General features: G+C 63.4%; 14 protein-coding genes. 10 read left to right on the plus strand and 4 right to left on the minus strand.

The features are described 5' to 3' along the window. Positions 1–4 precede the first annotated feature (4 nt). Genes JG747_RS11800 through JG747_RS11815 form a run of 4 tightly spaced genes read left to right on the plus strand, consistent with a single transcriptional unit; the run spans position 5 to position 4,570 of the window. The gene (locus JG747_RS11800) at positions 5–1,891 is read left to right on the plus strand and encodes an ABC transporter ATP-binding protein (RefSeq protein WP_202361830.1); all 1,887 of its coding nucleotides are present in this window, start codon (positions 5–7) and stop codon (positions 1,889–1,891) included. A gap of 10 nt (positions 1,892–1,901) precedes the next feature. Then, positions 1,902–3,785, plus strand: a complete 1,884-nt coding sequence (locus JG747_RS11805) for an ABC transporter ATP-binding protein (RefSeq protein ID WP_038649108.1) — start codon at positions 1,902–1,904, stop codon at positions 3,783–3,785. 4 nt (positions 3,786–3,789) lie between these two features. After that, a complete protein-coding gene (locus JG747_RS11810) occupies positions 3,790–4,257 on the plus strand; it encodes a GNAT family N-acetyltransferase (protein ID WP_051726863.1) in 468 nt (155 codons plus the stop codon). Position 4,258: 1 nt separating this feature from the next. Next, entirely contained in the window at positions 4,259–4,570 is a 312-nt protein-coding gene (locus tag JG747_RS11815) for a DUF6665 family protein (protein ID WP_019860676.1), read from the plus strand. Here JG747_RS11815 and JG747_RS11820 read toward each other — a convergent pair. Further along, positions 4,551–5,435 carry an alpha/beta fold hydrolase gene (locus JG747_RS11820; RefSeq protein WP_202361831.1) on the minus strand — a complete coding sequence of 295 codons (885 nt, stop codon included), beginning with the start codon at positions 5,433–5,435 and terminating at the stop codon, positions 4,551–4,553. The genes JG747_RS11815 and JG747_RS11820 overlap by 20 nt on opposite strands. A gap of 71 nt (positions 5,436–5,506) precedes the next feature. Next, positions 5,507–5,851: a cupin domain-containing protein gene (locus JG747_RS11825; RefSeq protein WP_019860674.1), complete on the minus strand. Its 345-nt coding sequence runs from the start codon at positions 5,849–5,851 to the stop codon at positions 5,507–5,509. 375 nt (positions 5,852–6,226) lie between these two features. On the opposite strand from JG747_RS11825, the gene petA reads away from it, so the two are divergent. The 6 genes from petA to JG747_RS11855 all read left to right on the plus strand — a co-directional run bounded on the left by petA (position 6,227) and on the right by JG747_RS11855 (position 11,784). Then, complete coding sequence (petA, locus tag JG747_RS11830; RefSeq protein ID WP_236952375.1) at positions 6,227–6,727, plus strand: ubiquinol-cytochrome c reductase iron-sulfur subunit; 501 nt, start codon at positions 6,227–6,229, stop codon at positions 6,725–6,727. A 16-nt stretch (positions 6,728–6,743) separates the two neighbouring features. Beyond that, positions 6,744–8,045, plus strand: a complete 1,302-nt coding sequence (locus JG747_RS11835; RefSeq protein ID WP_019860673.1) for a cytochrome b — start codon at positions 6,744–6,746, stop codon at positions 8,043–8,045. 27 nt (positions 8,046–8,072) lie between these two features. Next, on the plus strand, positions 8,073–8,930 hold the full coding sequence (locus tag JG747_RS11840) for a cytochrome c1 (RefSeq protein ID WP_019860671.1): 858 nt from the start codon (positions 8,073–8,075) through the stop codon (positions 8,928–8,930). Between the two features lie 126 nt (positions 8,931–9,056). Further along, positions 9,057–9,752: an acid phosphatase gene (locus JG747_RS11845; RefSeq protein ID WP_202361832.1), complete on the plus strand. Its 696-nt coding sequence runs from the start codon at positions 9,057–9,059 to the stop codon at positions 9,750–9,752. A 173-nt stretch (positions 9,753–9,925) separates the two neighbouring features. Continuing rightward, on the plus strand, positions 9,926–11,071 hold the full coding sequence (locus JG747_RS11850; protein WP_027047300.1) for an alpha-hydroxy acid oxidase: 1,146 nt from the start codon (positions 9,926–9,928) through the stop codon (positions 11,069–11,071). 167 nt (positions 11,072–11,238) lie between these two features. Further along, complete coding sequence (locus JG747_RS11855; protein ID WP_027047299.1) at positions 11,239–11,784, plus strand: adenine phosphoribosyltransferase; 546 nt, start codon at positions 11,239–11,241, stop codon at positions 11,782–11,784. 143 nt (positions 11,785–11,927) lie between these two features. Here JG747_RS11855 and JG747_RS11860 read toward each other — a convergent pair whose 3' ends face one another. Next, on the minus strand, positions 11,928–12,401 hold the full coding sequence (locus JG747_RS11860; protein ID WP_064980604.1) for a MaoC family dehydratase: 474 nt from the start codon (positions 12,399–12,401) through the stop codon (positions 11,928–11,930). Beyond that, a complete protein-coding gene (locus JG747_RS11865; protein ID WP_019860666.1) occupies positions 12,398–12,868 on the minus strand; it encodes a MaoC family dehydratase in 471 nt (156 codons plus the stop codon). Before JG747_RS11865 ends, JG747_RS11860 begins: the two co-directional genes overlap by 4 nt. Positions 12,869–12,926: the final 58 nt, after the last annotated feature.

The raw sequence follows: 12,926 nt of genomic DNA on the forward strand, positions 1-12,926 counted from the left end.
ACCTATGTTGTTGTTCAGCTGGTTTGAAAGAAGGCTCGATCCGTTCCCCGCGGCGGAACCGGTCGAGCCGCCCAAGACTCTGGTGGCCTTCTGCCTGCATTATACGCGCGGCGCCTGGCCCTATATCCTTGTCGACGCGGTGCTGGTCGCGGCCATCGCCATCGCGGAAGTGTGGATGTTCGGCTTCCTTGGCCGCATCGTCGACTGGCTGTCGGGGCAGAATCGCGAAACCTTCCTTCAAACGGAAGGCTGGAAGCTTGCCGCCATGGCCTTCATCGTGCTGTTCGCACTGCCGAGCACGGTATGGGTGCATTCGCTGCTCAACCAGCAGACGCTGATGGGCAACTATCCCATGCGCATCCGCTGGCAGGTGCACCGCTACTTGCTCAACCAGTCGATGAGCTTCTACCAGGACGAGTTCGCCGGCCGCATCGCCACCAAGCTGATGCAGACCGCGCTCGCCGTGCGCGAATGCGTCATCAAGGTGATCGACGTGCTCAACTACGTCATCGTCTATTTCCTGGGCATGCTGTTGATCGTCGGCTCCGCCGACTGGCGGCTGGCCGCGCCGCTGGGCGTCTGGCTGGTCGGCTACATCCTGTTGCTGCGTTACTTCATCCCCCGCCTGGGCAAGGTCGGCGAGGAGCAGGCCAATGCGCGCTCGGTCATGACCGGTCGCGTCGTCGACAGCTACTCCAACATCCAGACGGTCAAGCTGTTCAGTCATGCCAAGCGCGAGGCGACTTTCGCCAGGGAAGGCATGATGGGCTTCCTCGACACGGTCTACCGGTCGATGCGGCTGGTGACGGTGCTTTTCGGCACGCTCTACATCCTGAACGCCCTGCTGCTGTTCTCGGTCACCGCCATTTCGCTGTGGCTGTGGATGGGGCAAGTGGTGACGATCGGCGCGGTCGCCGTGGTCATCGGCCTGGTGCTGCGGATGTGGGGCATGTCGCAGTGGATCATGTGGGAGATGTCGGGCCTGTTCGAGAACATCGGCACCGTGCAGGACGGCATCGCCTCGATCTCGCTGCCGCGCCTTGTCGAGGACAGGCCGGACGCGAAGGAGATCGCCGTTTCCAGGGGCGAGATCCGCTTCGAGGATATCCGCTTCCACTATGGCAAGCAGAAGGGCGTGATCGAAAACCTGTCGCTGACGGTGAAGCCGGGCGAGAAGGTCGGCATTGTCGGCCGCTCGGGCGCCGGCAAGTCGACGCTGGTCAATCTGCTGTTGCGCTTCTACGATCTGGAAAGTGGCAAGATCCTGATCGACGGCCAGGAGATCGCCGGCGTGAAGCAGGATTCGCTGCGCGCCCAGATCGGCATGGTCACGCAGGACACCTCGCTGCTGCATCGGTCGGTGCGCGAGAACATCCTCTACGGCCGGCCTGATGCTTCGGACGAGATGCTTGTCGAGGCGGCTCGGCGGGCCGAGGCGCTGGACTTCATTGGCGGGCTCGCCGATCACAAGGGCCGCAAGGGGCTCGACGCCTATGTCGGCGACCGCGGCGTCAAATTGTCCGGCGGCCAGCGGCAACGCATCGCCATTGCTCGCGTTATGTTGAAGGATGCGCCTATACTTATCCTTGACGAGGCGACGTCGGCGCTGGATTCCGAGGCGGAAGCGGCCATCCAGGAGAACCTCTACAAGCTCATGCAGGGCAAGACCGTCATCGCCATCGCCCACCGGCTGTCGACAATCGCGGCGATGGACAGGCTTGTGGTGATGGATCAGGGCCGAGTCATCGAGGAAGGTTCGCATGACGAACTGGTCGCCAAGGGCGGGCTCTACGCGCAGCTCTGGCAACGCCAGTCGGGCGGGTTCCTGCTCGAGGACATACCGGCCGAAATCGCCAATGACGTGATCGCGAAGGGGCAAGCCGCAGAATGATGGCCGCCGCATGATGACAGCCATCTATCGCTGGTTCGAGAACTGGGTCTATCCGTTCAGGGAGCCGGCGAATCTTCGGCCGCCGTCGAGCGTCGGCGGCTTTCTCTGGCACTATGTCGGCCAGGCGAAGTTCGCCTTCTTTGCCATGCTGGTCATTGGCGGCATCGCGCCGCTGGTCGAGGCCGGCCTGTTCTACTTCGTCGGGCGGCTGGTCGATATACTCGACCAGCTTCCCGGCGAGCGCAGCTGGCACGCGCTGTGGACCGCCGCCGGCCCCGAGCTGGTGTTCATGATCGCGGTCGTGCTGGTCATCCGCACCATCGTCGTCGGCCTGTCGGCACTGGTCGACGAGCAGACGATCACGCCCGGCTTCTACAATCTGGTGCGCTGGCAGGCGCACCGGCATGTGTCGCGCCAGTCCTATGCCTTCTTCCAGAACGATTTCGCCGGCCGTATCGCGACGAAAGTCTGGCAGGCGGGGCAAGCGACCGGCGACCTGATGGAGAGTTTCATCGAAGTCGTCTGGTTCATGGTCGTCTACACGGTGACGACGCTGGCGCTGGTCGCCGGACTGGATCTCAGACTGGCGGTGCTGGTGGTGATCTGGATCTCCGCCTTCGGCTGGCTGGCAAAGCTCTATCTGCCTGCGATCCGCAAACATGCCGAGGCGACCGCCGAGGCCGGCTCGATGATCAATGGCCGCATCGTCGATTCCTATTCCAACGTGCAGACGCTGAAACTGTTCACGGCCGACGGCGACGACCGCTACATCCGGAACGGCTTCGACATTTATCTCGACGCGCTGCGCCCCTTCACCCGCCGGCTGACCGGCGTGCGCATGGCGCTGACGACGCTGTCGGGCATCATGATCACGGCGATCGGTTGTTTTGCCGTCTATCTCTGGGTCGAGGGCTCGATCACCGTCGGTGCGGTCGCCTTCACGCTGTCGCTGGTGCTGCGGCTCAACATGCTGCTTGGCCGGCTGATGATGCAGCTCAACAGTATTCTGCGCAATCTCGGTGTGCTGGAGAATTCCAAGGCGCTGATCTCGCAGCCGCTGGGGCTTGTCGATGCGCCCGACGCCAGGGAGCTTGTCGTGGCCGGCGGTCGCATCGACGTAAAAGGGGTCGAGTTCCACTACGGCAAGGGGTTCGGCGTGCTGAACGGCATCGACCTCGTCGTCAAGCCGGGCGAAAAGGTCGGACTGGTCGGGCCATCGGGTGCCGGCAAGACCACGCTCGCCAATCTGATCCTGCGGCTCTACGACCTGGAGGGCGGGTCGATCACCATCGATGGCCAGAATGTTTCCGACGTGACGCAGAATTCACTGCGCGCCAATATCGGCGTCGTCAGCCAGGACACCGCGCTCTTCCACCGTTCGCTGCGCGACAACATCAAGCTCGGCATGCCTGACGCAACCGACGCCGACGTGATCGCCGCGGCAAAAAAAGCCGAGGCGCACGACTTCATCCTGGGCCTGCGCGACAACCGGGACCGAGCCGGCTACGAGGCCTTTGTCGGCGAGCGCGGCGTGAAACTGTCGGGCGGCCAGCGCCAGCGCGTGGCGATCGCCCGTGTCTTTCTGAAGGACGCGCCGATCCTGATCCTCGACGAGGCGACCTCGGCGCTCGATTCCGACATCGAGGCGGCGATCCAGGAGAATCTCGCTCGGCTGATGGAGGACAAGACGGTTATCGCCATCGCCCACCGGCTGTCGACCATCGCCGCGCTCGACCGTCTTGTGGTGCTGGACGGCGGCCGCATCGTCGAGCAAGGCACGCATGACGAACTGGTGGCGCTCGACGGGCTTTATGCGCGGCTGTGGAAGCGGCAGTCCGGCGGCTTCCTCTATCACGAGGAAAGCGTGCTCGAAGAGACGCGGCCGGCGGAGTAGGCGCATGGGCGGAACGCCGGAAGTCGGTTATGTGCTCAAGCGGCTGCGGCCGACCACGCCGGCCTTCGACAGGCTGAAGGATGAGAGCCGGCTGGAAGGCTACTGGATGCTGGTGCGCCTGGCGGATGGTTGGGCAAGCGGCCGCAACAAGTTCCTGAAGCGGGGCGAGGCGTTGTTCGGGGCGTGGCATGGCGCCGAACTTGCCGGTGTATGCGGGCTGAACATCGATCCCTATGTCGAGGGCAGGGACCAGGGGCGGGTCCGGCACCTGTTCGTCAGCGCGCCTCACCGCCGCGCCGGCCTTGGCCGCATGCTGGTCGAGACCGTCATCGATCGGGCACGCCGCTATTTCACTGCGTTGAACACCCGCGCGCCGCAGGACGCCTTCGGCTTTTATGAAAGGCTTGGCTTCCGGCGCGTGGAAGGCGAAGAATTCGTCACCCACCGCATGCGTTTCGGGAAGGGGAACTGAAATGTCCTTGCGTCCACCATCCCATCTTGCCGGCTCTTCAGCCGCTGAAGCGGCCTTTGACGCGCTTGGCCACGAAATCCTGGCCGAAAAGGCGGCCGCACTTGGCCGTGCCGGCCAAAAGGTCGAGGAAACGCTGGCCAGGTTGCGCGACAATGCAGATGAGGAGTTGCGCCCCAGGCTTCTCAAGGAGGCCGCCGAGGCGGTGCACGGCTATTTCATCCAGCGCGAGCTGTGCGGCTTGCGCAAGCACGATGGCGTCATCCGCGAATACGACATCCCCAGGGCTGTGCTGGTCAGGCTGGGCGCCCGGTAGGCTCGGAGCTTGCGGCGCTGATTTCCCTATGGAATCGCGCCAGGCGGATGGCGAGCGCTTCGGGATTCTCGTCGGCGACGAAGTGCCCGCTGTCGGCGATGATGTCGCCCACGACTTTTGAGAGCCCGGCCGCCCGCAGGCCATCGACATAGTCGCCGATCTCGCCGGGCTCGGCCGCACCCCTCAGATACAGCACCGGAACCGCGATCGGCTTACCGGCCCACTTGGCATTGGCCTCGGCATCCTCGGGGAAGGCGCGATACCAGCCGAAACCGGCCTGGAGGCTTTCGGGCCGGGAATAGGCCCTTGCGTAGATTTCCCTGGCATCGTCAGCGATCGAGGCCCCGTCCTTCGAAAGCACATCGAAGAAGAAGTCGAAATAGGCGCTCTGATGGCCGCTCACCAGCGTTTCCGGCAAGGCTGGAACGGCATGGAATGCAAAGTGCCAGATCCGCGGATTGCGAATGACCTTCTCCCATGGCGCTACGCCTGGAATGACGACATCCATGATCACCGCGCCGGACAGAATCTCCGGATGGTCGCGCAACAGGGCGAATACGATCTGGCCGCCGACATCATGGCCGGCAACCACCAGGTGCCGCAGCCCGCAAGCTTCGGCGACGCCTCTCATCAGCCTTGCCAGGGTCCGCTTGTCGCCGGCCCGGGGCATGCCTTGCGAGCCACCGATGCAGGGCAGGTCGGGGGCGACGACCCGGTAGTCGGCTGCCAGCCGGCTGATCACCCGTTCGAACGCGTAGGAGCTTTGCGGCCATCCATGCAGCAGGAGGAATGCCGGCGCTTCGGGCGGACCCGCCTCGCGGATGGCAATGCTCAGCCCTTCGATTTCGACGGTCGAGATTTGCATGTCCTGATCCTGCCGACTGCCTATGCCATAGATCTAGTCGGCAATCGGGAAATCGACAGGGCTATCAACCGTCACTCGAGCCACTTCGTGATGAACGTGCCGTTCTCGTGAATGTCGGTCGTTTCCAGCGGACCCGGACCGAGATTGGTGAATTTGTGCGGCGTGTGGGGTGGCACGATGACAATCTGGCCGGCGGAAGCCTCGATTTCCTTGTCGCCCACGGTAAACAGGCCAGTGCCCTGGCGGATGATGAAGATCTCGCTGTAAGGGTGGGAATGCAGCCGCGGGCCGCCGCCTTCATCAGGCAGGTAGTTGAAGATCAGGCAGGAGTTGGAGCCGTAGGCGCCGCCTTGCAGCTCGCCCTTCCAGTGGTCGGAGCGAACCGCCCATTCCTCACGGTCTATGACGTGTGCCATGCCTGGGAGGATAGATCACACCGGCGCCCTGTGTCGAGGCAAGCTGGAGCCCTTGGATTTACGGTTGTTTCCCGGTTGTTTAGCCGCCTTTTGCGGCCATTCGCCGTCCCGCCGGACAATAGGGGATTTTGTCCCCGCGACAATCTGCCCTTGTGCCTTGACCCGTCTGGACAAAAACGGGCTTCACGCATAAACCGAAGTCCAAATGCCGGAGGAATTCGCTAGCCTGTTCGCCATGCGCTGTCGGGTTGGCGTGATTGAGCGGGGAACAAGGCTCGGCCACCGGCGCGGAAGAGGCGAAAGGATCAGGCACCCGTGAGCGCAACCGATATCCACGATCCCAATCGTCGAGATTTTCTCTATGTCGCCACGGGCATGGCTGCCGTGGTCGGGGCCGGCGCCGTCGCCTGGCCTTTCATCGACCAGATGCGCCCCGATGCCTCGACGCTGGCGCTCGCCTCGGTGGAAGTCGATGTCGCCTCGCTGACGCCTGGCATGTCGCTGATCGTCAAGTGGCGCGGCAAGCCGGTCGTGGTGCGCAACCGCACCGAAAAGGAAATGAAGGACGGCGAGGCCGTCAACCTCTCCGATCTCAAGGATCCGATCGCCCGCAACGCCAATCTGCCGGCCGATGCGCCGGCGACCGACGCCAACCGCACCACGCCCGGCAAGGAAGCCTGGATGGTGATGGTTCAGGTCTGCACGCATCTGGGCTGCATCCCGCTCGGCCAGGAAGGCGATTTCGGCGGCTGGTTCTGCCCGTGCCACGGTTCGCAGTACGACACGGCCGGCCGCATCCGCAAAGGCCCGGCGCCCGAGAACATGGCTGTGCCGGTATTCAAATTCATTTCCGATACCAAGATCCTTATCGGTTGAGGCAGGGGATATTTCGATGAGCGAGGGACACTCGACCTATACGCCCAAGACCGGTATCGAACGCTGGTTCGACGCCCGCATGCCGCTGCCGCGGATGGTCTACGACAGCTTCATCGCCTATCCGGTGCCGCGCAACCTCAACTATGCGTGGACCTTTGGCGGCATCCTGGCGATCATGCTGGTGGCGCAGATCCTGACCGGCATCGTGCTGGCCATGCACTACACGGCCGACACCAATCTCGCCTTCGGCTCCGTCGAAAAGATCATGCGTGACGTCAACTCCGGCTGGCTGTTGCGCTATATGCATGCCAACGGCGCCTCGTTCTTCTTCATCGCTGTCTACATCCACATCTTCCGTGGCCTCTATTACGGCTCCTACAAGGCGCCGCGCGAGTTGCTATGGATCCTGGGCTGCATCATCTATCTCCTGATGATGGCGACCGGCTTCATGGGCTATGTGCTGCCATGGGGGCAGATGAGCTTCTGGGGCGCCACCGTCATCACCGGCTTCTTCAGCGCCATTCCGCTGGTCGGCGACTGGATCCAGCAGCTGCTGCTCGGCGGCTTTGCCGTCGACAACCCGACGCTGAACCGCTTCTTCGCGCTGCACTACCTCTTGCCGTTCATGATTGCCGGCGTCGTCGTGCTGCACGTCTGGGCACTGCATGTGGTGGGCCAGTCGAACCCGACCGGCATCGAGGTCAAGTCGAAGACCGACACCGTCGCCTTCACGCCCTACGCGACCATCAAGGACGCGTTCGGCATGATCGTGTTCCTGTTCTTCTTCGCCTATTTCGTCTTCTACCTGCCGAACTATCTCGGCCATCCGGACAATTACACGGTCGCCAACCCGCTGAAGACCCCGGCCCATATCGTTCCGGAATGGTACTTCCTGCCGTTCTACGCGATCCTGCGCGCCATCACCTTCAACATCGGGCCGATCAATTCCAAGCTCGGCGGCGTGCTGTGCATGTTCGGCGCCATCGTCATGCTGTTTCTGGTGCCGTGGCTCGACACCTCCAAGGTGCGCTCGGCGGTCTACCGGCCCTGGTACAAGCTGTTCTTCTGGCTGTTCGTGGCCGATGCCATCCTGCTGGGCTGGCTGGGCTCGCAGCCGGCGGAAGGCAGCTATGTGTTCATGGCGCAGATGGCGACGCTGTTCTACTTCGCCTTCTTCCTGGTCGCGCTGCCGGTGCTTGGCCTGATCGAGACGCCGCGCAGGCTGCCGAACTCGATCACCGAGGCGGTGCTCGAAAAGAACAAGGGCGGCAGCGGGCATCCGGCGGGCGCCACGGCCGCGCCAGAGACCAAGGGCTGAGCGGTAGAGAATCTAAGGGGATTTGGCATGAAAAAGATTCTCACCTCGCTGGCGCTGGTCGGCCTTGTGGCTGCCGGCACCGCAGCGTTCGCGGCCGAAGAGGCGCACAATGCGGCGGCACCCACGCATTTCCCGATCAACGAGCCGAAGGAAATGAGCTGGAGCTTCACCGGCCCGTTCGGCACCTATGACAAGGCGCAGCTGCAGCGCGGTCTGAAGGTCTACAAGGAAGTCTGCTCGGCCTGCCATTCGATGAACCTGGTGGCGTTCCGCACGCTGTCGGACCTCGGCTACAACGACGCCCAGATCAAGACGCTGGCCGCCGAATACACCATCCATGACGGCCCCAACGACGCCGGCGACATGTTCGACCGTCCCGGCAAGCCGTCCGACCATTTCCCGGCGCCGTTCGCCAATGAGGAAGCCGCGGCTGCCTCCAATGGTGGCGCCGCCCCGCCCGACATGTCGCTGCTGGCCAAGGCGCGCGGCGTCGAGCGTGGCTTTCCGCAGTTCGTCTTCGATATCTTCACGCAGTATGACGCGGGCGGGCCCGACTACATCCATTCGCTGCTGACCGGCTACGACCAGACGCCGCCGGCAGGAATGGTCATTCCCGAGGGCACGCACTACAACCCGTACTTCATGTCGGGTGTGTCGCTGAAGATGCCCAAGCCGCTCTCCGACGGCCAGGTGACCTATGACGACGGCTCGCCGCAGACCGTCGACCAGTATTCGCGCGACGTGGCTGCCTTCCTGACCTGGGCCGCCGAGCCGCACATGGAAGACCGCAAGAAGACGGGCTTCCGCGTGCTGGTGTTCCTGCTGCTCTTCGGCGCGCTGGTCTACCTGACCAAGCGCAAGGTGTGGGAAGGCGTGGCCCACTAAGCCGCGCAACCAACGACCAAGAAAGGCGCCGAAAGGCGCCTTTTTGCATTTCCGGCGACAGGTTGTGTCACATGGCCGTCACCGCCAACGGCGATCCTGCGCCATTCCCAACAAAGGATCGCACCCATGAAGAAATTCGCATCGCTGACCGCCGGTCTGCTGTTGCTGGTCATCGGCTCGGCCGCCCGGGCCGAAGACGCAAAACCCTTCGTCACGAACAAAGACATCGACTTAACGATGATCCTGCCGCCGCCACCGGCAAACGATTCGGCGCAGACCAAGGCCGAACTCGGCGAGGTGCTGACGCTGCAGGTGACGCGCACGCCCGAGATGGCAGCCAGCGCCGTTGCCGACTCCGAGGAGAATGTCTGGCGCTTCGCCAATGTGATGGGGCCGAATTTCAACAAGGAGAAGCTGCCGAAATTCAGCGCCTTCTTCGATCGCGTGGTCGAGACCGAAGGCGCTGTCGTCGATCCGGCCAAGGATGTCTGGAAGCGGCCGCGTCCGCATCAGCTCAGCGATCTCGTCAAGCCGGCGGTCAAGCTGTCGAGCTCCGGCTCGTGGCCGTCCGGCCACGCCACCGTCGGCACCATGATGGGCATCATCCTGGCCGACATGGTTCCGGAGAAGCGCGCCGGGATCATGGCGCGCGCGGCCGAATACGCCCACAACCGTGAGGTTGGCGGTATCCACTATGCGTCCGACGTAGAAATGGGCAAGATTTCCGGCAGCGTCATTGCCGCGGTCCTGCTCAACCGCGACGACTTCAAGGCCGAATATGAAGTGGCCAGGGCAGAGCTTCGTTCCGATCTCGGCATGTAATCTTCGTCAGCAGTCGGCTTCGACGCGAGGGGCGCTTCAGGCGCCCCTTTTCTTCTCACGGCCATGCTCGGCGGCAGTTCAGCAATTAGTCCGTTGGCAGGGCTGCATCGGATTGATATTCGAGGCATCGAAGGGCGGCGAATGTTGGCCCGCCACGGCCTTGGAAATCGATGATGCGACTCAACGACTGTCATAACTTTTCCGATTTCCGCCGCATGGCGCAGCGAAGGCTGCCGGGCCCGATCTTCGACTACATCGATGGCGCGGCCGACGATGAGGTCACCTATCGCCGCAACACCGAAAGCTTCGAGACCTGCGACCTCGTTCCCAACGTGCTGCGCGGGGTGGGCGAGATCGACATGTCGGTGACGGTGATGGGGCAGAAGCTGGCGATGCCGTTCTATTGCTCGCCGACCGCCCTGCAGCGACTGTTCCACCATCAGGGCGAGCGCGCGGTGGCCAAGGCCGCCGCCAAATACGGCACCATGTTCGGTGTTTCTTCGCTTGGCACCGTCAGCCTCGAGGAAGCGCGCGGGATCAGCGCCAGTCCGCAGGTCTACCAGTTCTATTTCCACCGGGATCGCGGCCTCAACCGGGCGATGATGCAGCGGGCGAAGCAAGTTGGCGTCGAGGTGATGATGCTGACCGTCGACAGCATCACCGGGGGCAATCGCGAGCGCGACAAGCGCACCGGCTTTGCCATTCCCTTCAAGCTCAACCTCGCGGGGATGGCGCAGTTCGCGCTCAAGCCGGCCTGGGCGATCAATTATTTCACCCATGAGGGGTTCAAGCTGCCGCAGCTCGACGAGCATGTCGACATGGGCGGCGGCACGATGTCGATCAGCCGCTATTTCACCGAAATGCTCGACCCGTCGATGACCTGGGACGATGTCGCCGAGATGGTCAGGCAGTGGTCGGGGCCGTTCTGCCTCAAGGGCGTCATGTCGGTCGAGGACGCCAAACGCGCCGTCGAGATCGGCTGCAGCGGCATTGTGCTTTCCAATCATGGCGGCCGGCAGCTGGATGGCTCGCGGGCGGCATTCGACCAGTTGGCCGAGATCGTCGATGCCGTCGGCGACCGGATCGACGTCATCATGGATGGCGGCGTGCAGCGCGGCACGCATGTGCTGAAGGCGCTGTCGCTCGGCGCCAAGGCGGTTGGCATCGGCCGTTACTATCTGTTTCCGCTGGCGGCGGCCGGCCAGCCGGGTGTCGAACGGGCGCTTGAACAGATGCGGGTCGAGATCGAACGCGGCATGAAGCTGATGGGCTGCAGTTCGATCGGACAATTGTCACGCGAGAACCTGCGCTTCCGGTGACCAGGAGAGCATCGGCGCGGACGGTCACTGCGCCGGTCCAGGCCAATCCTTTGCCGGACGCGCTTGTCTCGGCCGCCACATCGCGCTAGCCGTTGTCGGTCGCGGCGGGCTACGATCTGCCTCCCGCACGTTTCAAACCTGTCAGCTGGATCATCCGGAGCCGCCTCATGAAACCTTCGCTCGAAGACACGCTGCTGGCCGCGATCCGCACCATCCCGGATTATCCCAAGCCCGGCATCCTGTTTCGCGACATCACCACGCTGCTCGGCAATGCGCGCGCCTTCCGGCGCGCTATCGACGAACTGGTGCATCCCTATGCCGGCCAGAAGGTCGACAAGATCGCCGGTATCGAGGCGCGCGGCTTTATCCTGGGTGGCGCCGTCGCTCACCAGCTTTCAGCCGGCTTCGTGCCGATCCGCAAGAAGGGCAAGCTGCCTTTCGAGACGGTGCGCGTCGCCTACAGCCTGGAATACGGGCTGGACGAAATGGAGATGCACAAGGACGGCATTTCCCCTGGCGAAAAGGTGATCCTGGTCGACGACCTGATCGCCACTGGCGGCACCGCGGAAGCGGCGGTGAAGCTGCTGCGCCAGATCGGCGCCGATATCCTTGCCGCCTGCTTCGTCATTGACCTGCCGGACCTCGGCGGTCGCGCCAAGCTCGAGGCGCTTGGCGTGCCGGTAAGGACGCTGATCGGGTTCGAGGGGCATTGAGGCAGCAAAATACTGCACGGAGACAAGTACGGGGTCGAGCTTGATGTCCGCGGCCTGCCGGGTCCCCGCTGCTTCGCAGCGTCCCCGCGTTCGTCAGCCTTTCATCGTGCCACTGGCACGATGAATTCGCTTACGCGAACCGGCTACTCACCCACCTTCACCAGCACGGCGCTTTCAAACTCCAGCACCTTGTCGCCGGTCGAATCGAACGCTTCCGCGCGCAGCGACAGCATTCGCCAGCCGGGGCGCGAGGCGATGGCGCGATGGGACAGCGCGGTGCGGCTGAAGGTGATGGTCTCGCCGGCATGGACCGGCTTCAGCCACTTAAGGTTTTTGAAACCGGGCGAGGGGCCGAATTCCGGGACCGGGCCGGGGCCGTTCCAGCTGGCCCCCTCGGCATCCATGCTCGCTTCGAGGTTGAGCTTCATCCAGGTGGCGGAGGTGTGCCAGCCGGAGGCGCAGAGCCCGCCGAGCACGCTCTTCCTGGCAGCCTCCTCGTCGATATGGAAGATCTGCGGGTCGTATTTGCGGGCGAACGCCTTGATCGCTTCGGGTTCGAATGTGTGCGAGCCCAGCGTCACCGTGGTGCCGATGCGGAAGAATTCATCCAAGGTCATGCCTGATACCCCGCGGCATCGCGCGTCAGGAACATGACGGAATTCTCAAGCTCGAAGACGCTTTCGCCGCGCTGGTTGACCAGCTCGCTGCGCATGGTGATGAAGCCCAGTTGCGGTTTCGATCGCGACAGGCGTTTGGCCAGGACAACCAAATTGCCTCTGAGCGTATCGCCGGCCAAGACCGGTTTCTTCCACTTGACCTGGTCGACGCCGGGCGCCCCCTGGCAGGTGGAGTCCAGGAGGAAGGCATCGCACAACATGCGCATGAACATGGCGCAGGTGTGCCAGCCCGAAGCCGAGAGGCCGCCGAGGATGCTGGCCTTGCCGGCTTCCTCGTCGAGATGCATCGGCTGGGCATCGAATTCACTGGCGAACTCGATGATCTCGGCCGCACTCACCTGTTTCGTGCCGAGGTCGAACGAGGCGCCCTCGACGAAATCCTCATAGGCCCATGTCTTTGCGGTCATGTCGGCAATCCGGCTAAATCCCAAGGATCGGGCAACCCGGATGCAGGCCGGCAGCGAT

This window comes from Mesorhizobium sp. 131-3-5, assembly GCF_016756575.1.
In the GTDB taxonomy this organism is placed as follows: Bacteria; Pseudomonadota; Alphaproteobacteria; order Rhizobiales; family Rhizobiaceae; genus Mesorhizobium; species Mesorhizobium jarvisii.